Consider the following 21,604-nt stretch of genomic DNA (forward strand, 5'->3'; position numbering starts at 1 on the left):
GGGGTTTATTTCAGGAGAAGAGATGATGACGCGACTGACGGCGAAAGATTTTCCGCAAGAGCTGCTGGAGTATTACGACTATTACGCGCACGGTAAAATCAGTAAACGGGAGTTTTTGCAGATGGCCGGGAAGTACGCCGTCGGCGGGATGACCGCCCTGGCGCTGTTTAACCTGCTGAAACCAAACTATGCGCTTGCCGAGCAGGTCCTGTTTACCGACCCGGATATTCGTGCGGAATATATTCGCTATCCTTCTCCCGACGGCCACGGAGAGGTGCGAGCCTACCTGGTGGTGCCGACGAAACTTACCGCAAAGCCGGCATCGGTTGTTGTGGTACATGAGAATCGCGGTCTGAATCCCTATATTGAAGATGTTGCCCGGAGGGTGGCAAAAGCGGGTTATATCGCACTGGCTCCGGATGGCCTGAGCTCGGTGGGCGGCTATCCCGGCAATGATGATGAAGGACGCGAGCTCCAGCAGAAAGTCGACCCCCTGAAGCTGATGAATGATTTCTTTGCCGCTGTCGCCTTTATGGAGAAGTATCCGCAGGCAAGCGGCAAGGTAGGGATAACCGGTTTTTGCTACGGCGGCGGCGTCTGCAATGCGGCTGCCGTGGCAATCCCTGAGCTGGCCTGTGCGGTGCCGTTTTATGGCCGACAGCCGCCGGTCGCAGATGTCGCGAAAATCCATGCGCCGCTGTTGCTGCACTATGCCGAGCTGGATAAATCTATTACCGACGGCTGGCCCGCCTATGAGCAGGCGCTGAAGGCGCAGCACAAAGTGTTTGAGGCCTATATCTATCCACAGGTGAACCACGGTTTTCACAATGACTCTACGCCGCGCTACGACCGGGCCGCAGCCGAGCTTGCCTGGCAACGCACGCTGGCGTGGTTTGCCAAATATCTGGGCTAAAAAGGGGTGAAATAGCGCTGGCACTCGCTCAAAAAATCGCTATATAATTTTGTATATAACGATTGAGGGTGAAAGTGATGGATAACCATTTTGGCAAAGGTTTAATGGCAGGGCTAAAAGCCTCTCAGGCTGAAAGCGCCAGCAACGCAGCCGGTTTTTGCGCGGATTATAAACGTGGGTTTGTCCTCGGTTATTCTCAGCGTATGTTTGAAAAAACCGGCGATCGCCAGCTAAGCGCCTGGGAGGCGGGGATCCTGACCCGTCGCTATGGCCTGGACAGAAACATGGTCATGGACTTCTTTAAAGAGGGGCATTCCTGCACCGCGATGCGCTACTTTATGGCGGGATACCGGCTGGAAAGTTAACTACCGAAGGCCGAAGCCCTCGGTAGGCGTTGCGTTATGCCTGGCGCTTGTCTTCGGTCAGGGTATCGAAGTCGCTGGCGTTATGGCGTTCATGCAGCTGCTCGTTAAGCGGGCCGTTGGTCCGGTTGACGATGCGCCCGCGTTTGACTGCCGGACGACTGGCGATGTCCTGCGCCCAACGCAGGACGTTTTTGTAGCTGCCTGCGTCAAGGAATTCAGCGGCGTTATACACGCCACCCAGCACGACATTACCGTACCACGGCCAGATGGCCATATCGGCGATGGTGTACTCTTCTCCGGAAACATAGCGGTTGCGGGCGAGCTGTTTATCCAGCACGTCAAGCTGACGTTTGGCTTCCATCGTGAAACGGTCAATTGCGTACTCGATTTTCACCGGCGCGTAGTTATAGAAGTGGCCAAAACCGCCGCCGAGGAACGGGGCTGCGCCCTGTAACCAGAACAGCCAGTTAAGGGTTTCGGTGCGCCCGGCGGGGTCTTTGGGCAGGAAGAAACCAAACTTCTCCGCGAGGTAAAGCAGAATGCTGCCGGACTCAAATACGCGCGTTGGCGGGGTGGTAGAGTGGTCGCTCAGCGCGGGAATTTTTGAGTTAGGGTTCACCTCGACAAAACCGCTGGAGAACTGATCGCCTTCGCCAATGCGAATTAGCCAGGCATCGTATTCCGCGCCGCTCACGCCGAGCGCCAGCAGCTCTTCCAACAGAATAGTCACCTTCTGACCGTTTGGCGTTCCCAGTGAGTAAAGCTGTAGCGGATGCGAGCCAACCGGCAGCGTTTGTTCATGGGTTGCGCCGGAGACGGGACGGTTGATGTTGGCGAACGCGCCGCCGTTGTTTTGCTTCCACTCCCACACTTTGGGTGGTTGGTAGTTATTCTCTGACATGAGGACCTGCCTTTTTAGTGAGCCGTTGAGGGAGTGTAGCAGGAGATGCCTGGCGGGTTTAACAGTGTGAGGCTTATTGGCCCCGGTCAGCGTCGCGTGACCGGGGCGAACGGGACTCAGGCCATAATCCGCGCGGCCCATACGCTGATATCGTCGCTGCTGCCCAGATCCGGCTGCACCAGTCCGTTAACCATAAAGGTGGGCGAGACGTGGATACCATTCTGCCGGGCGTATTTGCAATGCCATTTAATTTCAGCCTGCAGCTCCGGGCGGGCGAAAGCCGTGGAGAGCAGCACCTGGCTGTAGCGTTCAATGCGCTGGATAATCTGCTGCGGCGTCGTATCCATATTGGGTCCGCTACAGTGGTCGGTAAATTCAAACTCTTCGCGGTGGTCGGCAACGGCTTTTAGCACCCTGTGCGCCTGCTCTCTGCCGTGCGGCAGCGTCGAAGCGGCAAGAATACAGCGCACGATGACGCCGGAGAAAAGATGCCACGGCTGCGACTGCAGGCGGATCTTGATGGTCACATTATCCGCGCCGACTTCATCCAGCAGGTCATCGAGCTTATTGAATGCCCGGACGGAAAAGGGGCAGGTTGGCTCCAGGAATACCTCAAAAGTACGCGGGCCGTGGCCCCAGACCAGCGGTTGGGCCTGCAGATGCGGTTGTGTGCTCATAATCAACTCCTGACGTTGTTTCATTCTTCGTTATGATTCCCTGCCCCTGCCTGACTCGGGTGGCCGCCAGCGGCAACGCAACCTGAAGTATTGCGGGGAGATATTACCAATAACGATATCACTTTTACCCAAAGGCGCTGGGTTATTTTCCCGCAGGGCACGATTAGTGAATCCAATGAGTGGTATCATCTTTTCACCTCTGTCTGGTAAGTGCCTGCGGCAGGATAAGAAGAGGGAGTTTTGTTCCGCCAACTGCCCGGGCTGCATTAATTTGAGGTCAGGCTAATGAGCAAAGGATCGACAAGCAGTGATGCCCCTTTTGGTACATTGTTAGGCTACGCGCCGGGCGGCGTAGCAATTTATTCATCGAATTACAGTAGCTTAAATCCGCGTGACTATCCGGATGACGCGACGTTCCGCAGTTACATCGGCAATGAGTATATGGGGCACAAATGGCAGTGCGTTGAATTCGCGCGCCGTTTTTTGTTCCTCACCTACGGTTTTGTTTTTACCGATGTCGGTATGGCCTATGAAATCTTCTCCCTGCGTTTTCTGCGAGAAGTGGTCAATGACAATATTCTGCCGCTCCAGGCCTTCGCAAACGGCTCCCGTCGCCCACCGATGGCCGGCTCGCTGCTGATTTGGCAGAAGGGCGGTGAGTTTAAACATACCGGCCATGTTGCGGTGATCACGCAGCTGGTGGGGAATAAGGTCCGTATCGCCGAGCAAAACGTGATTCACGCGCCGCTGCCGCAGGGTCAGCAATGGACCCGAGAATTGACGCTGGAAGTGAAAGACGGTGTCTACACCATCAAAGATACCTTTGCCGATACGGAAATATTAGGTTGGATGATTCAGACCGCCGATACCGAGCACAGTCTGCCGCAGCCGGTGCTGCCGGGTGAGGCGATGGCTATCCAGGGCGCAAGACTGCCGAATAAAGGCCAGTTCCGCGGTAACTGGCTGAACGAGAAAGATTCGCTGCAAAAAGCCTACGTGGCCGCCAACGGTCACTTTATCAATCAAGATCCCTACCAGTATTTCACCATCACCGAAAGCGCCGAGCAGGAGCTTATCAAAGCCACCAATGAGCTGCATTTGATGTACCTGCACGCCACCGACAAGGTGATGAAAGATGACAATCTGCTGGCGCTGTTTGATATCCCTAAAATCCTCTGGCCGCGCCTGCGGCTCTCGTGGCAGCGACGTCGTCATCATATGATAACCGGCCGCATGGATTTCTGTATGGATGAGCGCGGGCTGAAGGTCTATGAATACAACGCCGACTCCGCCTCCTGCCATACCGAAGGCGGGCTGATCCTCGAACAGTGGCTGAAACAGGGCTACTACGGCAGCGGACATAACCCGGCGGAAAATCTGCTTGATGAGCTGGCGGGGGCCTGGAAACACAGCCGCGCCCGTCCTTTCGTGCATATCATGCAGGACAAGGATCTGGAGGAGAACTACCACGCCCTGTTTATCCAGCGCTCGCTCACGCAGGCGGGCTTCGACAGTAAGATCCTCTTTGGCCTCGATGAGCTGCACTGGGATGCCGCCGGGCAGCTGATCGATGGCGACGGGCGCCTGGTAAACTGCGTCTGGAAAACCTGGGCCTGGGAAACCGCCATCGAACAGGTGCGTGAAGTCAGCGCCGATGAATACGCCGCTGTGCCGATCCGTACCGGGCATCCGCAAAATGAGGTGCGGCTTATTGACGTGCTGTTGCGTCCGGAAGTGCTGGTCTTCGAACCGCTGTGGACGGTGATCCCCGGCAACAAAGCTATTCTGCCGGTGCTGTGGTCGCTGTTCCCGAACCATCGTTATCTGCTGGATACCGATTTTGTGGTCAATGAAGAGCTGGCAAAAACCGGCTATGCGGTTAAACCCATCTCTGGCCGCTGCGGGAGCAACATCGATTTAATTGGTCCGAAAGACGAAGTTCTGGATAAAACCAGCGGGCAGTTTGTCGATCGTAAAAATATTTACCAGCAGCTCTGGTGCCTGCCGAAGGTGGATGGTAAATACATTCAGGTGTGTACGTTTACCGTCGGCGGCAACTACGGCGGTACTTGTCTGCGCGGTGATGACTCGCTGGTGGTCAAAAAAGAGAGTGATATCGAACCGTTAATTGTGCTGAAAGACAACGACGGCCGGTAGCCAGCAGCCCGGATAGCCGCATAAACGGCCCGTCCGGGCAACAAATCCTGCAAACACGAAAAGCGACAAAGACAACAACAAGACAGAAAAGGAAAATAATATGCACGACAGGCGACTCGCCGCCCGCGCGGGTGAACTCAAGCCCTCCGCCGTCCGCGAACTTCTCAAGCACAGTAAACTGCCCGGGGTTATCTCTCTGGGAGGCGGGATCCCGGCCCCGGAGCTGTTTGATACCGAAGGTCTGAATCTGGCTGTGCAGCAGGTGATGAGCGGGCGTTTCAACGATGCATTTCAGTATGGTTTGACCGAAGGCTACCCGCCGCTGCGTCAGGCCGTGAGCGAACTGTGTCAGGCGCGCGGCGTTGACTGCCAGGCCAGCCACGTCTATATCACCTCTGGTTCTCAACAATCGCTGGATATTGTGGCCCGTACGCTGCTCGATCCGGGCGATACGATTGTGGTCGAGCGCCCAACCTACCTGGCGGCGCTACAGGTATTTCAGCTGGCGCAGGCCAATATTCTCAGCGTGGATACCGACGATAACGGGATGCTGGTCGAACAGCTGGCAGACCTGCTGGAAACGACTCGCGTCAAAGCCGTTTATCTGGTGCCGACCTTTGGCAACCCCGGCGGGAAAACCCTGAGTGAAGATCGCCGCCGTCGTCTGGTGGCGCTGGCGAAACAGCATGATGTTGTCATCATCGAAGATGACCCCTACGGCGAAATCAGCTTTACCGATGAAGTCCGCCGTCCGCTGTATCAGCACGCGGTTGAGCAGGGCTGTGAAGATCAGGTGGTCTACACCTCCACCTTCTCCAAAATCCTCGCTCCGGGGATGCGTATCGGCTGGATTGTGATGCCGGACTGGCTGGCGCAGCAGACGGTGATCGTCAAGCAGGCTGCGGATCTGCATACCAATATGCTGTCGCAGGTGATCACGGCGGAATACCTGGCGATGAATCGTCTGGATAACCAGATAGCGTTGATCCGCGAAGATTATCGTAAGAAGTGCGTGGCGCTGGCGGATGCGCTGGAGTCTCGCCTTGGGGAGCACATTGCATTCAGCCGGCCAAAAGGCGGGATGTTCCTGTGGGCTCGTTTCCGCTATTCGTTTGATACGATGGAATGGATGAAGAAAACGCTGGCAAACGGCGTGGTGTTCGTCCCTGGCGAGGCGTTTTATCACGATAATCCGGATACCCGCACGCTGCGTCTGTCTTATTCGACGGTGTCGGAAGAGGGTTTGATGACGGCGGTTGAACGCCTGGCTAAATCGCTGTAGCTCTCTGTAAATAACTCCGCGCCGCCGGGCGGCACGGAGTTTTAATCTGGTTTATTCGCTTTCGGCGATGCGGTCATCGAGCCAAATTAGCATCAGTGAGGAGAGAAATGCGACGCCGAGTGTGCCAATAAATAGCCACATAAAAAATACCTCAGAGGTTTTTAATTATTTTTCTGATTTTACCGGTGAGTGGTTGTTTTTGTTGATCATCGTAACTTTGGTCGCCGACTGGGATGTGGCGAGTGTGAAGAAATCATCTGCATCAATATCAAAATTCAGCACAATTTCCCTGTATTTCCCGCAGTGAACTAACTCTTTCGCTTCTTGCATATTACTGGCTGTAATTGTCGGCATCGTCTTATCTCGTGTGAAAACTGGTTAGCAAAGTAAGAGCTTGTGCATATCAGATCAACTCTTTTTTATCACCGTGGCCAATATATGTTTTCCTTATAATTTAAAGGGAAAATGGCGGATAGCGCAAAATATCAGGGCAGGTCTTCGGTCGACGACCTGCCCTGGGCGTTAAAAGGCGTAAGCGACGCTTAAGTTTCCGCTGAAGCCGTGGCTATCTCCGCCGCTGGCCATTTCCGCCTGGCCACCCAGGTTCAGGCTGAGCGCCCCGCGGGTCAGGCCAATGTTGGCTCCGGCATTAACGATATCCCGACTGTCAAAGGCGGAGTGCTGCCACACCGTATAGGGATAAATTTGTCCGCTGGTGCCTACCGACGGGCCGCTGAAGCTGTGTTCGTACCCGATATTGACCGCCGGAGACAGCGTCCAACTACCGAGATTTTGTGGGGTAAAGGCAAAATTGACGCCGGCCAGGCCGCTGCTGCTGTTTTCGCTCACGCTGGCGACGTCAAGCGCCAGCTCGCTGCCGGTTTCGTGGAAAGCGTCCATACGCAGATGCGTCAGACGCGTGCCGATGGAAGACTCGATGCTGACAACATCGAACGGGCTGACATAACCGAGACGTAAGGTGCCACCGACTATCTGCCCGTGGGTATCGCCGGAGGCGGTGCCCAGACCGCCGCCGAGTCGACGGGTGCTGCTATAGTCGACCCAGCCGGCGTTCAGGTCGGCTGCGGCAAAGGGACCATGGGTAAGATCCTCAAAGGCATAGCGCGCACCTGTTCCCAGCAGAGTGGTATTGGCGTCGGCCTCGGCGTTAGCGCTGCCCAGCGAGCCCCGGCTATAGCCCACGGTACCGTAGGCGCTGAGTCGGGCGTTAACACGCTGGGTATAGCCCAGCAGACTTCCGGCGGTATGTTCATTGCTGCTGGCCGCTTTTTCAGAGCCATCGGTGCCCAGGTAGCCACTCAGCGCGGTCAGCCATAGTTTTCCTTCCCCCTCGCGCAGCAGGCGGCTGTCAATATTGGGTGTCAGCGCCCGATCCAGCCGTGAACCGCTGCGCAGCAGATAGCTGGCGGTATCGGCATAAATTTGTCCGCCTACCTGCGATTCAACCCCGCCGAGCGTGCCGGCATCGATGGCGGATTGCAGGTAGCTGTTGTAATCGGTGTAGTGGCCCGACAATGTGCTGTTTTGCAGCGCGTTCAGCAGCCCAGCACCCTCTGCGGCATTCCCGCGAAGTGCGCTCTGCCCTGGAAGCTGGGCGTAGTGCACCATCTTCGCGCGCAGCACGTAAATCGTTGCCTGCGATAGCCCCAGCCCCTCTTTCAGGTAATTATCAACCGAACCGTACTCGCGGGTAATCTCATCCAGACCGGCCTGCAGATAGCTGGCATCAACGCCAAGCAGCGGCTCGTAGATAGCGGCCATTGCCGGAGGCATCGCGGCGAGGGTCGCGGTAATGCGCTGACGGGTATAATCATTGGTCGCCAGGTAGTTTTCCATGATGGTCGGGCTATCTACGCCGGCAATGCTCAGCAGCATCGCGGCGGTCCAGCCGGTCCGGTCCTTACCGGCGGTACAGTGGAACAGGGCGGCACCGTCGGCGCCGGCCAGGTCGTTAAACAGGGTGGCAAACTGCGCACGCATTCCGGAATCGCTGACAAAAGAGACGTTGGCCTGTTGCATCATCGCTTTCGCTTCGGCGGCGCTGGTCACCGCGATACTGGTGATATTGCTGCCTGACGTTCCGCTGCCGATGATATCGATATGGGTATAGATAGCACCGTCTGGCAGCACGTCCGGTGCGCTGGCGATTTCACTGGCGGTGCGCAAATCGTAAACATCGCTGATGCCGAGTGAACTGAGGGTGGCCTGATCTGCGGAAGAGAGCGTCAGCGCATTTGCGCGATAAAATACGCCGGTCCGCATCGTGCCATCATGGCTGGTGGTATAAATTGACGTGGTGCCGGCAATATCGCGAAAATTATCGATGCTGGCGAGCATTGGGGTATTTATCGGTGCGGCATAGAGTGCGCCGGAGAGTGTGCTGGCGACCAGAGATAATGAGAACGGGATCGAGCGAATCAAAATAAGCCTCAATGTTTTATCAGTTGTAATTGATTGTTTATTAAGGCTTGAAAAGATATGTGGCGTTTATTACAGAAATATTTCTCTCAGCAGTTTTATTGCCCTTCGGTAAGGCGCGTGATGAAAGCACAATAACAAGATATCGAGATATTAGGTTAGATTCCGCTATTTAAACGCAGGCATCCCGCCAGTAAGAGCAGGATGTTGTTTTAAATTATCGTTAGCCAGCTAATCCTTCGCCAGCCATTATTTTGCATTGCCGGCGCCAGCGCGGGCTTAATCTTGCTGTTTTGCGCTCATCAACTGGCGGCAGCGCTGCTGATCCTGGCCAATGCTGGCTTGTTCTTCCCGGCTGAGCTGCAGCCATGTCTGGCGCATACGTTCGCCGAGCGCAGGGATAAAGTGGTTTTTGTTCAGGGCATAATCTGAATTGCCGCCTTCGACAATATTTTCCATATCGCCGAGAAATGCCCGGCTATCCTGGTGGTCGATGACACAGAAAACCGAGCGGTACCAGGCCATCTCTTCTGTGGAGTAGCGTGGCGTAAGCCACCAGACAAGCAGTGCGGTGAGCGCCAGCAGTGGCATCGTAAAAAGTAATTTCTTCAGCATGAATCGGTCAGGAAGGGGAAACAGGGGCGGTAGTGTACCTGCTGAAGAAACAGGATGTAAAACCGGAGGCCGTATTTGCCTCCGTTCGGCGGCGATCAGAGCTGATATTGCCAGGAGAGCAGGAAGCGTTTTTCCGCGTTATCCAGGTAGGTATTGTTATCCTGAATATAGGTCATCACTTTCACCGAATTATGCTGGGTGAGGCTATAGCCAAGACCGACCCCGGCAAAGTAGCCTTTGTAATTGTCTCCGGCATCGTTTTTTGAGCCGTAGGTCCCGCCTAAAAAGCTTAATAATCTCAGGTCATCAGTCAGTGGTTTCAGGGTGAAAACGCCCAGATAACCGCTGCTGCCGGAACTGGTGGTCGATTCAAAACCATTGTCCGGCGAGGGCATCCCGTCAAATCCAGGCTGCGAGCAGGATTTATGCTGGCCTGCATTGCATGCCATGTGCTCGCCATCGTTATAGGTATAACCTGCCATCGGGAATATCTGGAAGCCGGCAGGTTCGATACCAAAGGCGCTAAGCGGAATAAACGTGCCCACGGAGTAATTAGTTTGCGATGCGTTATCCGGATATTCGTTTTTACCAAAGTTGAAGTTAATAATTCCAACCGGGAATAACCATGAACCGCCAATGCGCCATTCTGACGCATCGCTATTCACGCGGACGTTAATTTTTTTCACCTGATCGAACGCCAGCGATCCGGAGAAGGCAACGTTGCTGTCGTTCATCTTATAATTATCGGACCAGGAGACACCGACTTTGGTTGTCACCTTCGTCGGATCATCGGCTGATTTTTCGGCATTCGTTCTGACGTCTCCCGTCTTTGCGAAGAGGGCACCGGGAAGCAGACCGATGCACAGGGCCAGGAGAGGGAGGAATTTCATTTGCATATTGGATATCCAGAGTGGCGATACTCATTTCTAAAATATATAACAACCGACTACTGTACAGGTCGTCAGGTATATCAAGGCATTTCGATGCGTTTAATTTTGAATTTTATCGATGGTCCGTTACGACGTATTAATTTCCCTTAATCAACGGTCGTGAAAATAACAGCACCAGCGGCAGCAGCAGAAAACAGAGAAACATCATCAGACGGAAATCCTGGTAGTAAGCCAGAACAGCTGCCTGGCGCGTCACTTCGCCATTAATAGCGAGCAGACCGGGCAGATGGTGAATATTGTAAGCACCAGACTGCATATCCTGCTGCAGGGCTTTATTAAATGGGTTAATAAAACCAGAAAATAGCATGTGGTTGCGCTGGGTCTGCTGCGCCAGATAGGTGGTGACGACCGAGATCCCGATACTGCTGCCGATATTGCGGATCAGTGAATAGAGTGAGGCTCCCTCGGTACGGTACTGCGGCGACAGCGTAGAGAAGGTGAGCGTCGAGAGCGGTACAAAAGTCAGGCCCATCCCGACACCTTGCACGACGCCTGAGCTGATAATATCCGTTGGGCTCATCCACATGGCATAGCGGGTCATCATCCACAAGGAGAGCGCCATAATCATAATCCCCACGCCGATCACATAGCGCATATCGACTTTACCGGCGATGCGTCCGACAAGCATCATGCTGAACATGGTGCCAAAACCGCGAGGTGTCATTAACAGCCCGACGTCGATCACCGGATAGCCCATCAGTCCTTGCAGCAGGGGCGGCATCAGCGCCATGGTTGCCAGCAGAATAGTCCCCACCACGAAGCTGAACAGCAGGCCAACGACAAAGTTTTTATCACGGAAAATAGCCGGGTCGATAAATGGCTTTTTGATGGTGAAAATGTGTACCACGAACAGATACAGCGCCAGGGCGGCCAGTACCGCTTCGATGATGATTTCACCGCTGCTAAACCACTCTTTTGATTGCCCGCGATCGAGAAACAGCTGCAGGCTGCCGATGGTCACGCTCAGCAGGAAGAAACCCAGCAGGTCAAACTTCCGCGTCGTATCAACGGGTGTTTCACTGACGAAGGTGCTGATGCCCAGCCAGGCCAGTACGCCAAAGGGAATGTTGATATAAAACACCCAGCGCCAGCTGTAATATTCGGTCAGCCAGCCGCCCAGAGCCGGGCCCAGAATCGGCCCAACCATGACGCCCATGCCCCACATCGCCATTGCCGCCCCATGTTTTTCCGGCGGCCAGCTGTCCAACATCACCGACTGGGACAGCGGAACCAGGCTTGCGCCAAAAATCCCCTGCAACAAGCGGAACAGGACTATCTGGTTCAGCGTTTGTGCCGCTCCGCACAGCATGGAGGCGAGCGTAAAACCGATAACCGCAATGACAAACAGGCGCTTGCGACCGATGCGGGCGGAAATAAAACCCGTGAGTGGCATGGCGATTGCTGCCGCGACAATGTACGAGGTCAGGACCCAGGAGGTCTGGTCCTGAGTCGCCCCCATCGCCCCCTGCATATGGGGCAGGGCAACGTTAGCTATTGTCGTGTCCAGCGCCTGCATGATGGTTGCCAGCATCACCGAAAAAGTGATGAGCAGACGGCGGTCGATAGCGCTTTTCTTCGGCGGTGAAGCCGTCATTATTTCAGACATAGGCCCCTCGTTACGATGCGCTGTTTACGTCAGATTGCGTGTCGATTTTGATCGTGGCGCTGAGGCCCGCCCGCAGCTGAGGCTGTTGAACATTGGTTTGTAAACGAATACGCACCGGAATTCGCTGGGTAACTTTCACCCAGTTGCCGGTCGCATTTTCGGCCGGAATCACCGAGTACTCCGCGCCAGTTGCCGGGCTAATGCTGCTGACCTTGCCATGCCAGGTTACCCCGGGAGCATAATCAACGTTAATTTCCGCCTGCTGGTTATCACGGATATGGGTCAGATCTTTTTCGGTGAAATTGGCTTCAATATAGATATTTTTATCGGAGACTAATAACATTGCCGTTGTCCCGTCCTGCACGTATTCACCTTTTTGCAGCACTTTGGTTATCGTGCCGGACGCCGGAGCATATTCCCGGACATGGGCCAGATTGTTTTTGGCGATATTTAATTGGGCCAGTGCTTTTTTATAACGCGGGTGTTGCTCAACGGGCATATTAATATCGCCACCAAAGCTATCGGCCACTTCCTGCAGCTGGGTTTTCAGCATATTGACTTCCAGGGCCATCAGCAGCGTTTTTTGATGGGCGCCATCCATATCGGAGGCCGAGACATATCCCGGTCCATTCAGGCGATGCAGGCGATCCTCTTCACGCTGCGCATATTCATGCTGGCTTTGAGAAACTGCGATATTGGCCAGCTTACTTTGGTATTGCGATTTAATCGTTTTCAACTCGATAAGAGTATTATTAAGATCGGACTCCGCCTGGGCAACGGCCAGCTGATAGGGCCTGGCATCCACGCTGAACAGCAGGTCACCTTTATTGACGTGCTGGTTCTCTTTGACCGCCACCTTCACGACTCGACCATCAACTTCAGCGCTAATTCCGGTTTTGTCAGCCTTCACGTAGGCGTTGTCCGTTTCGACATAGCGACCGTTGGCGAAATAATACCAACCGCCGGTCGCCAGCCCCAGAGCCGGCACCACAAGCAACAGCATTAAACGTAATTTTTTTATATTCATATTGCAGGTCTCTTTATTATGGCGATATTGATGAATATCCCGATGGTTAAAAATCAGAGATGCCCGTCAATATTTGAAATGAGGTGGCGTACGATCAATAGCGAGTGAAAAGTGCCCTGGCTTGCAGGGATCATTGATTGAGGACAAATGGATACTGCCCGTTGCCACTGGTAGAGAATAATATAGTTAGCCTGCTTATTATAAACTAAGCTGCTCGTGCTATTCGCTGTTTAAAAATAAACTCTGCGGGGTGTGCTGTTCTGGAGATAGCAAATTAGCCCGCTAGTGCGCGGGCTGATTTATGAGGGAAAGAGGTGACCCGTTAGCGCGGCGATCCGGCTAACGGGGAAGGTGCTTAAAGCAGGCCAATTTCTTTGGCGGTGCGGTCGACGGCGCGCCGGGTCTTCTCGACCAGCTCATCCAGCTCGCTGTGGCTGGCAATCAGTGCTGGCGCCATAATCATGCGCCCCAGCGTAGAGCGGATAATCACCCCTTCTTCGAAGCCGATCGTCCGGCAGCGCCAGGCCAGATCGTTTTCATTAGCAAAGCGTTTGCGGGTTTGCTTATCTTCGGCGAACTGCAGGGCGGCGACGAGGCCGGTGCCCTGGATTTCTCCGATCAGAGGGTGATTCCCAAACACTTCGCGCAACGTTTTTTGCAAATAGGGGCCGCTGTCGTTACGTACGGTCGTCACCCACTGCTCATCCCGCAGCGCTTTCAGGTTGGCAATGGCGACGGCCGCGGCGACAGGGTGGCCGGAATAGGTCAGACCGTGGGCAAACACGCCGCCTTTCTCGACCAGCACGTCGGCCATACGTTTGCTCAACACCAGACCGCCCATCGGCACGTAGCCGGAGGTCAGCCCTTTGGCGATGGAGAGCGTATCCGGTTCAAAGCCAAAATACTGGTGTGCAAACCATTCGCCGGTTCTGCCGAAGCCGCCAATCACTTCATCGGCGCACAGCAGCACGTCGTATTTCCGACAAATACGCTGAATTTCCGGCCAGTAGCTCTCCGGTGGGAAGATCATCCCACCTGCGCCCTGGAATGGTTCAGCGATAAAGCCAGCAACGTTCTCTGCGCCCAGCTCCAGAATTTTGTCTTCCAGCTGGCGAGCGCAGCGCAGACCAAACTCCTGCGGGGTCAGGTCGCCACCGTGCATGTACCAGTAGGGTTCATCAATATGCGCCACGTCGGGGATCATCCCGCCCATGGTGTGCATGGCCTTCATGCCGCCAAGGGCAGTGGCGGCCAGGGTGGAGCCGTGGTAGCCGTTCCAGCGGCCAATCATTACCTTTTTCTGCGGCTTATCGAGAATCTGCCAGTAGCGGCGCACGGTGCGGATCAGCACTTCATTCGATTCGGAGCCGGAGTTGGTATAAATAGCGTGGCTGTAGTGCCCGGGCAGCAGGCTGAACAGCAGCTCTGACAGCTCGATCACCGTCGGGTGAGTGGTGTGAAAGAACATATTGTAATAGGGCAGTTTGGCGAACTGAGCCGCTGCGGCATCCGCCAGATCCTGGCGGCTGTAGCCTAGCTGGGTACACCACAGCCCGGACATCCCATCAAGGTATTTATTGCCGTCATTGTCCCAAAGGTACAGGCCTTCGCCGCGCACCATGACGCGCGGTCCTTCGGCGTTCAGCGCTTTCTGGTCGAGAAACGCATGGATATGGTGTGCGGCATCCCCGCGTTGATACTCGGAAGTGGAACGCGTCGGGTGAATCGGGTGAGTCATTTTATCTCTCCTGTAAGCGGAATCAGAGCAAGGCGAGGCCGCCGCCTGCTAGCGAAACTGGAACCAGGTCGTTTTCAGGCAGGTAAACTTGTCGAAGGCATGCAGCGACAAATCCCGACCAAAACCAGACTGTTTATTGCCGCCAAACGGCACGGTGACATCCAGGGCATCGACGGTATTGACCGACACCGTGCCGGCGTTAAGCCGTCCGGCAACGCGATGGGCGCGATGCAGGTCGTCGGTCCAGACCGAGGCGGCGAGGGCGTAAATATGGTTATTGGCCAGCTGGATGGCCTGCTGTTCATCATCAAAAGGGATAACGGCAAGCACCGGGCCGAAAATTTCATCCTTCCACAGCGACATCTCTTCGCTCACCGTATCCAGCAGCGTGGGCTGGACATAGTTGGCGACCCCTTCAATTTCGACTTCGCGGCCGCCGGTCAGCACGCGCGCACCTGCCTGCTCAGCAGCGCGGATTGCACGCATCACCTTTTGCGCGTGCGCCGCGCTGACCATCGCCCCCATTTTTGCTGTCGGATCAAAGGGGTGAGACGGGGCCCATGCTTCCATTTTGCGCTGTAGCCGCGAGACAAAGTCGCTGTAAATCGTGCGCTCTACCAGCAGGCGGGAGTTGGCAGAGCAGACCTCCCCCTGGTTAAAGCAGATGCCGAAAGCCGCTTTTTCCGCCGCCAGATCGAGATCCTGGCAGTCGGCAAAGACGATATTGGCGCTTTTGCCCCCGCACTCCAGCCAGACCTGTTTCAGATTTGACTGCGCGGAATAGGCCATGAAAGCCTTGCCGACGTCAGTCGAGCCGGTAAAGGTGATGACATCGATGTCGTTATGCAATCCAAGCGCGGCTCCCGCCTCGGTACCGAGGCCGGTGACCACGTTCAGAACGCCGGGCGGCAGGCCCGCTTCGAGCGCCAGTTCACCCAGGCGCAACGCTGAGAAGGGCGAATTTTCAGATGGCTTGAGGATCACGCTGTTCCCGGCGGCCAGCGCTGGCCCCAGTTTCCAGCAGGCAAGATCGAGGGGAAAGTTCCACGGTACGATGGCCGCCACCACGCCCACCGCTTCGCGGGTGAGGGTGGCAAGTGACCCTTTACGGGTTGGGGCGACCTCGGCATAAATTTTATCGACGCTTTCGGCGTACCAGGCCAGCACATGCGCCGCGCCGGGGATATCGACACTCAGCGCGTCGTTGACCGGTTTGCCCATACTCGCACTTTCCAGCAGCGCCAGCTCTTCACGGTGTTCGAGAATCAGTGCGGAGAGCCTGAGCAGCACGGTTTTACGTTCCTGCGGCGATAGGCCAGACCAGGCGCCGGAGGCGAAGCTGGCGCGGGATGATTTCACCGCGATATCAATATCTTCCGCCTGCAGCGCCGTGACCTCCGCGAGCACGCTATTGGTTGCCGGGTTGACCGCCGGGCAGACTTTGCGGCTCCTGGCGAGGCAGGGGCGGCCATCAACGATCGCGTGGCTGATAAAGCGCTGCTCCCGCAGTTTGTTCTGCCAAAAGTTTCTGTCAGACATACGCCTCTCTCTTAGTGTGTTGCTTATTTGTTATTTATTTGTTGCTGTTGATTCATGATGCAGGAGGGGGCGGCGGCGAGAAAGGACTAAAAATCTAGGTAACCTCCATAAAAAACTTTGTTAGTCCCGGGGAGGCGATAATCTCCGGCGGCGCCAACGTCGGTTATTTCTGTGACAGCATTCATGAAATTGAGAAGGGATTATTTTTAATTATTTGTATTAAAACAATTTTTATTTCCATGCCGGATTGTTTTTACCACCGTCGCTCCCTTCATTTGAATAGATTAAATATTCTCTAATCTTATTGTTGAGAATAAAAAAAAGATGAATGGCCATGATACAACCGCAGCGGAGGTCTCGTTGCTATTGCTGGCTCGCAGCTTTTATGCGTTTTGTCTGTTAAATTTCTGTAAAAATCTGACCCGCGTCGGATAGTTGATCTTTTTTCTGCTGGCGGGGTTGCGGGTACAGGGTGGCATCGTTTAAAGCTATTTAGCTTATCTCTCTGAGAATAAAAAATAAGGTGTCACATGCCCCATTTCACCCTGAAACAGCTCAAATACTTTGTCGCCGTTGTTGAAGCGGAGAGTATTGCTGAAGCCTCCAGACAGTTGCATATCGCGCAACCGTCAATCTCCATTGCGGTGAAAACGCTGGAAGATATGTTTGAACAACAGTTCTTTATTCGCCACCACGCGCAGGGGGTTTCTATGACGCCCAGCGGGCAGCGCTTTTATGAAAAGGCGAAAGAGCTGCTGCGGCTTTCTTACCAGTTTGAGCAAAACTCGAAAGCGGATAATGAACTGGTCTCCGGCATTATTTCCCTCGGCTGTTTTGAAACGGCGGCACCGCTCTATTTACCTTCGCTGATTGCCGGGTTTAAAAAAATCTATCCGGATATCACCCTCAAAATTTGCGATGGTGAGCAGCATGAAATCGCCCACGGATTGCATCGCGGTCGCTTCGATCTGGCGTTTTTATATGACCTTGAGCTGGATACCGCTCTGCATACGGAAAGTCTTAATGCGCCACAGAAGCCTTATGCTCTGCTGCCGGCAAATCATCTGCTGGCGCAGCGGGCGACGGTGAAACTCTCAGAGCTGAATAATTTGCCGATGGTGCTGCTGGACGTGGTGCCAAGCCGAAACTATTTTCTCAGTATCTTCAAGGATAAAGGGTATAACCCGCAGATCGCCTACAGTTCACCGTCCATTGAGATGGTGCGCTGCATGGTTGGCCAGGGACTGGGCTTTTCCGTGCTGGTGACTCGCCCGGTTTCGGATATAACCTACGATGGCCAGCAGGTGCGCTGCGTGGAAATCCAGGATGAGATGGCGAACTCCACGCTGGTGATGGCACACCTGCGCAGCAGCGAGCCGACCAAACCCACCAGGCTGTTTATGGAATATTGTCGCCATGCGGTACTCAGTCCGGTGGATATCGACGCGCGGGTGGCGTAAATACAGGGAATAATGAGAGACGGCTCGCATAATTGCGGGCCGTTCTCGTTTCTGGCCACCCGATGAATTAAATATAAAAAAACGAGTCTCTGATAATATTTTTTATAGGCTATGGCATTTGCATTTTCTTTTTTATAAATAATTCAGCATGCGCCAGATTATCTTTTGTCGATAAATTGCCGTGAATGTAATTTTTATCCATTAAATTCAAGGTGCTGCGTTCTGCATCACTATTTTATTCTCAGGTTCTAAATTTATAATAATTTACCTGCTTGTTACGGTTTATTAACCTCAGTCCTGCGCAGTGGTTTATTCCTGGCGATTGAACACCATTCGAAGGACACATTTATGACCGTAGAAAAAATGAATATTGATACGCTGATTGTTGGCGGGGGCCAGGCCGGTATCGCCATGAGTGAGCACCTGACGAAGCTTGGGATCTCACATCTGGTTATTGAGAAAAACCGTATCGCCGAGGCCTGGCGGACCGGACGCTGGGACTCGCTGGTGGCTAACGGTCCGGCGTGGCACGACCGTTTCCCGGGCATGGAATTTAAAGGCGGCAATCCTGACGGCTTTATTCCCAAAGATGATGTGGCGGAATATTTTGAAGATTATGTCAGGGCATTCGCACTGCCGGTGCGTACCGGCGTCGAAGTAAAGAGCGCGGTTCGCAATAGCGGGCGTCCGGGTTTTACCATTGAGACCACCGATGGCGTGATTGAAGCCCAGCGTATTGTCGCGGCGACCGGGCCATTTCAAAAGCCGGTGATTCCACCGATTGCGCCGAAAGAGAGCAGTATTCATCAGATCCACTCCGCCAGATACTACAACCCCGAACAGCTTCCTGAAGGGGCGGTACTGGTCGTTGGCGCAGGCTCTTCCGGCGTACAGATTGCCGATGAACTCCAGCGCGCTGGCCGTCAGGTCTATTTATCCGTCGGCGCCCACGACCGCCCACCGCGTGCGTATCGCAACCGGGATTTCTGCTGGTGGCTGGGGGTGCTGGGAATGTGGGATACCCCCGCCAGCGCACCGGGCAAAGAGCATGTCACGATTGCGGTCAGCGGTGCCCACGGCGGGCACACCGTGGACTTCCGCGAGCTGGCGCAGCGCGGGATTACCCTGGTCGGGCTGACGAAAGCCTTTGAGTCCGGGACGGTAACCTTCCAGTCAGACCTGTGTGACAACATTCGCCGCGGGGATGAGAACTACCTGGCACTGCTGGATGCCGCGGATCAATACGTTGACGCCAACGGCCTGGATCTCCCGCTGGAGCCTGGCGCCCGCACGTTTTTGCCTGACCCACCGTGTATGACTTCGCCAGTTCTCTCCCTGGATCTCGCGCAGGCGGGTATCACCACCATTATCTGGGCAACCGGCTACGCCGTGGATTACAGCTGGCTCAATGTGAATGCCTTCAATGAGCAACGGCGTCCGCAGCACCAGCGCGGCGTCTCCAGCGAGCCGGGCGTCTATTTCCTCGGTTTGCCGTGGCTGTCGCGCCGGGGATCAACCTTTATCTGGGGCGTCTGGCATGACGCGAAACATATTGCCGACCATATTGCTACCCAGCGTAAATACAGCCAGTACCAGGATGCCGGTCAGCGCTGAACACTCGCCTACTAAACAGGATAAAATAGATGCCAACGCATACCCGTATTCGCATGTTTAATACGAAAGAAACTTACCCCAATCAGAGCCTGGATAACGATTTATGTCAGGCGGTTCGCGCCGGGAATACCGTTTACGTGCGCGGCCAGGTGGGAACGGATTTTTCCGGTAATCTGGTCGGGCTGGGCGACCCGCAGGCTCAGGCTGAGCAGGCGATGAAAAACGTCAAACAGCTGCTGGAAGAGGCCGGAAGCGACCTGTCGCACATCGTGAAAACCACCACCTACATCATTGACCCGCGTTATCGCGAGCCGGTGTATCAGGAGGTGGGTAAATGGTTGAAGGGCGTCTTCCCGATCTCCACCGGGCTGGTGATTTCAGCGCTGGCGCAGCCGCAATGGTTGATGGAGATCGATGTGATTGCCGTGATCCCCGATGATTACCTGAAGTAAGGAGCGACGATGACGTTTTCTATCGCAGCATATTGCCCGGAAAGCGGGCAGTTTGGCATTGCGCTCAGCTCCTCCAGTATTGCCGTCGGCGCGCGTTGCCCGTGGCTACAGGCCGGGGTCGGGGCGGTGTCCAGTCAGAACATCACGTTACCGGCGCTAGGGCAGCTGGCGCTGGCGCAGCTGGAACAGGGTTTAGCACCGGAGATGGCGTTGCGCAGGGCGCTGGCGGAGGATGATTTCAGCCGCTACCGGCAGATTATCGCCATCGATGCGAACGGGAAAACCGCCGCCTTCAGCGGAGATAAAACTCTTGGTATTTACCATGTTGCCGAAGGCGAAAACTGCATTGCCGCCGGAAATATGCTGGCCAGTACGTCGGTAATTGAGGCGATGGTGGCCGGTTTTCAGCAGAGCGAGGGCGAAATGGCGCTGCGGCTGGTGGCCGCGCTTCAGGCCGGTCTGGCCTGCGGGGGGGAGGCCGGGCCGGTCCACTCAGCGGCGGTGAAGGTCGTGGATGACTATTCGTGGCCGCTGGTGGATCTGCGCATTGACTGGAGCGAGGACGATCCCATTGGCGAGCTTGCTGCGCTCTGGCAGGCGTATGAACCGCAGATGCAGGCCTATATCACGCGTGCGCTCGACCCGCGGGAGGCCCCCAGCTACGGAGTACCGGGCGATGAATAATGAGCTACGGAAGATACTGGCAACGCTGCTGGCTTTTGATACCACCAGCCGTGAATCCAATCTGGCAATGATCGACTACATAAACCGCTTTCTGAGCGGTTTTGGCATTGAATCCCGGCTGTTCTACGATGACGATGGCAAAAAAGCCAATCTCTATGCCCGCCTGGGGCCGTCGGGACCGGGGGGGGTGATGCTCTCCGGCCATACCGATGTGGTCCCGGTTGACGGTCAGCGCTGGACGGTCCCTCCTTTTGAACTCACCCTGCGCGATGGCCTGTGCTACGGGCGCGGCAGCACTGACATGAAGGGCTTTATTGCCTGTGTGCTGGCCAGCATTCCTGCTTTTCTCGCGCAACCTTTAAGCATGCCCCTGCATCTGGCCTTTTCCTATGACGAAGAGGTGGGGTGTCTTGGCGTTCGCAGTCTGGTGAACCATCTCAAAGCCTCAAAAGACAAGCCAGCTCTGTGCATTATCGGTGAGCCGACGGCGATGCGCCCGGTCTACGGCCATAAAGGTAAATTAGCCATGCGCTGCCATATTCACGGTAAGGCCTGCCATTCGGCCTATGCCCCAGACGGCGTGAATGCCATTGAGTATGCGGCAAAGCTCATTACCCGCCTGGGCGTGCTGGGTGAAAAACTGGCGCTCAGGCAGGATCCGCGCTTTGATCCCCCCTATAGCACCTTACAGGTGGGGCTGATTACGGGCGGTGCGGCGCTTAACATCGTACCTGAACGCTGCCAGTTTGATTTCGAAATTCGCCATTTACCGGATGTATCACTCGACGAGACGATCGCCGGGCTGCGGACGTATGCCGAAGACGAGCTGGTGAAGGCAATGCGCACGGTCGCGGAGGAGGCAGCGATTCGCTTTCAGCCGCTCAGTCAGTATCCCGGCCTGTTGAGCGACACGCAGTCGTCTTTTGCTGGCTGGTTGGCGCAGTGGGCGGGAAATGATGACTTTGCTACCGTCGCATTTGGTACCGAAGGCGGTCTGTTTGACGAGGCAGGCGTAGCGACGATGATCTGTGGACCGGGAAGTATGGATCAGGGCCACAAGCCCGATGAGTTTATTGCCCTGACTCAACTGGAACAGTGTCTGACAATGCTGGATAACCTGCGCCACTGGATGGCCGCCTCCTGAACCTTTGGCGCCCGTTTTCGGGCGCATGCTCGCAGACTTCT

General features: G+C 55.1%; 20 protein-coding genes. 10 read left to right on the forward strand and 10 right to left on the reverse strand.

Features of this window, described 5'->3' with window-relative positions; genetic code table 11:
- The first annotated feature begins 25 nt into the window (after positions 1 to 25).
- Positions 26 to 913 (forward strand): YghX family hydrolase, encoded by an 888-nt coding sequence (yghX, locus tag ACMYSK_RS22945; protein ID WP_434644289.1) that lies wholly within the window; start codon positions 26 to 28, stop codon positions 911 to 913.
- Between the two features lie 77 nt (positions 914 to 990).
- Positions 991 to 1,278 carry a DUF2623 family protein gene (locus ACMYSK_RS22950; protein WP_434638695.1) on the forward strand — a complete coding sequence of 96 codons (288 nt, stop codon included), beginning with the start codon at positions 991 to 993 and terminating at the stop codon, positions 1,276 to 1,278.
- 34 nt (positions 1,279 to 1,312) lie between these two features.
- Here ACMYSK_RS22950 and yghU read toward each other — a convergent pair whose 3' ends face one another.
- Together yghU and ACMYSK_RS22960 are read right to left on the reverse strand one after the other, a co-directional pair.
- Positions 1,313 to 2,179 (reverse strand): glutathione-dependent disulfide-bond oxidoreductase, encoded by an 867-nt coding sequence (gene yghU, locus ACMYSK_RS22955; RefSeq protein ID WP_434638696.1) that lies wholly within the window; start codon positions 2,177 to 2,179, stop codon positions 1,313 to 1,315.
- A 116-nt stretch (positions 2,180 to 2,295) separates the two neighbouring features.
- Positions 2,296 to 2,856, reverse strand: coding sequence for a DsbA family protein (locus ACMYSK_RS22960; RefSeq protein ID WP_434638697.1), 561 nt, complete (start codon positions 2,854 to 2,856; stop codon positions 2,296 to 2,298).
- 102 nt (positions 2,857 to 2,958) lie between these two features.
- Between ACMYSK_RS22960 and ACMYSK_RS22965 the strand changes: the two genes are divergently transcribed.
- The 3 genes from ACMYSK_RS22965 to ACMYSK_RS22975 all read left to right on the forward strand — a co-directional run bounded on the left by ACMYSK_RS22965 (position 2,959) and on the right by ACMYSK_RS22975 (position 6,295).
- The gene (locus ACMYSK_RS22965; RefSeq protein ID WP_434644292.1) at positions 2,959 to 3,066 is read left to right on the forward strand and encodes a hypothetical protein; all 108 of its coding nucleotides are present in this window, start codon (positions 2,959 to 2,961) and stop codon (positions 3,064 to 3,066) included.
- A gap of 75 nt (positions 3,067 to 3,141) precedes the next feature.
- Positions 3,142 to 5,013, forward strand: a complete 1,872-nt coding sequence (gene gss / locus ACMYSK_RS22970; protein WP_434638698.1) for a bifunctional glutathionylspermidine amidase/synthase — start codon at positions 3,142 to 3,144, stop codon at positions 5,011 to 5,013.
- 100 nt (positions 5,014 to 5,113) lie between these two features.
- Complete coding sequence (locus ACMYSK_RS22975) at positions 5,114 to 6,295, forward strand: PLP-dependent aminotransferase family protein (RefSeq protein ID WP_434638699.1); 1,182 nt, start codon at positions 5,114 to 5,116, stop codon at positions 6,293 to 6,295.
- A 165-nt stretch (positions 6,296 to 6,460) separates the two neighbouring features.
- Here the strand turns inward: ACMYSK_RS22975 and ACMYSK_RS22980 are convergent, their stop codons facing one another.
- The 8 genes from ACMYSK_RS22980 to ACMYSK_RS23015 all read right to left on the reverse strand — a co-directional run bounded on the left by ACMYSK_RS22980 (position 6,461) and on the right by ACMYSK_RS23015 (position 16,209).
- Entirely contained in the window at positions 6,461 to 6,649 is a 189-nt protein-coding gene (locus tag ACMYSK_RS22980; RefSeq protein WP_434638700.1) for a hypothetical protein, read from the reverse strand.
- Positions 6,650 to 6,817: 168 nt separating this feature from the next.
- Positions 6,818 to 8,737, reverse strand: coding sequence for a tyrosine-protein phosphatase (locus ACMYSK_RS22985; protein WP_434638701.1), 1,920 nt, complete (start codon positions 8,735 to 8,737; stop codon positions 6,818 to 6,820).
- 276 nt (positions 8,738 to 9,013) lie between these two features.
- Positions 9,014 to 9,349, reverse strand: coding sequence for a hypothetical protein (locus ACMYSK_RS22990; protein WP_434638702.1), 336 nt, complete (start codon positions 9,347 to 9,349; stop codon positions 9,014 to 9,016).
- 95 nt (positions 9,350 to 9,444) lie between these two features.
- Complete coding sequence (locus ACMYSK_RS22995) at positions 9,445 to 10,245, reverse strand: hypothetical protein (protein ID WP_434638703.1); 801 nt, start codon at positions 10,243 to 10,245, stop codon at positions 9,445 to 9,447.
- A 130-nt stretch (positions 10,246 to 10,375) separates the two neighbouring features.
- Complete coding sequence (locus tag ACMYSK_RS23000; RefSeq protein ID WP_434638704.1) at positions 10,376 to 11,905, reverse strand: DHA2 family efflux MFS transporter permease subunit; 1,530 nt, start codon at positions 11,903 to 11,905, stop codon at positions 10,376 to 10,378.
- Between the two features lie 10 nt (positions 11,906 to 11,915).
- Positions 11,916 to 12,932, reverse strand: a complete 1,017-nt coding sequence (locus tag ACMYSK_RS23005) for an HlyD family secretion protein (RefSeq protein WP_434638705.1) — start codon at positions 12,930 to 12,932, stop codon at positions 11,916 to 11,918.
- A 355-nt stretch (positions 12,933 to 13,287) separates the two neighbouring features.
- Positions 13,288 to 14,670 carry an aspartate aminotransferase family protein gene (locus tag ACMYSK_RS23010; RefSeq protein ID WP_434638706.1) on the reverse strand — a complete coding sequence of 461 codons (1,383 nt, stop codon included), beginning with the start codon at positions 14,668 to 14,670 and terminating at the stop codon, positions 13,288 to 13,290.
- A 48-nt stretch (positions 14,671 to 14,718) separates the two neighbouring features.
- Positions 14,719 to 16,209 (reverse strand): aldehyde dehydrogenase, encoded by a 1,491-nt coding sequence (locus ACMYSK_RS23015; RefSeq protein ID WP_434638707.1) that lies wholly within the window; start codon positions 16,207 to 16,209, stop codon positions 14,719 to 14,721.
- Between the two features lie 530 nt (positions 16,210 to 16,739).
- Here ACMYSK_RS23015 and ACMYSK_RS23020 point away from each other — a divergent pair.
- The 5 genes from ACMYSK_RS23020 (at position 16,740) to argE (ending at position 21,563) form a co-directional block, all read left to right on the forward strand.
- Complete coding sequence (locus ACMYSK_RS23020) at positions 16,740 to 17,669, forward strand: LysR substrate-binding domain-containing protein (protein ID WP_434638708.1); 930 nt, start codon at positions 16,740 to 16,742, stop codon at positions 17,667 to 17,669.
- Positions 17,670 to 18,017: 348 nt separating this feature from the next.
- A complete protein-coding gene (locus ACMYSK_RS23025; protein WP_434638709.1) occupies positions 18,018 to 19,283 on the forward strand; it encodes a flavin-containing monooxygenase in 1,266 nt (421 codons plus the stop codon).
- 29 nt (positions 19,284 to 19,312) lie between these two features.
- Entirely contained in the window at positions 19,313 to 19,735 is a 423-nt protein-coding gene (locus ACMYSK_RS23030) for a RidA family protein (protein ID WP_434638710.1), read from the forward strand.
- A 9-nt stretch (positions 19,736 to 19,744) separates the two neighbouring features.
- The gene (locus ACMYSK_RS23035; protein ID WP_434638712.1) at positions 19,745 to 20,419 is read left to right on the forward strand and encodes a DUF1028 domain-containing protein; all 675 of its coding nucleotides are present in this window, start codon (positions 19,745 to 19,747) and stop codon (positions 20,417 to 20,419) included.
- Complete coding sequence (gene argE, locus ACMYSK_RS23040; protein ID WP_434638713.1) at positions 20,412 to 21,563, forward strand: acetylornithine deacetylase; 1,152 nt, start codon at positions 20,412 to 20,414, stop codon at positions 21,561 to 21,563. The genes ACMYSK_RS23035 and argE overlap by 8 nt, the downstream gene beginning before the upstream one ends.
- The last annotated feature ends 41 nt before the right edge of the window (positions 21,564 to 21,604 follow it).

The organism is Klebsiella sp. I138, assembly GCF_051131765.1.
In the GTDB taxonomy this organism is placed as follows: domain Bacteria; phylum Pseudomonadota; class Gammaproteobacteria; order Enterobacterales; family Enterobacteriaceae; genus Klebsiella.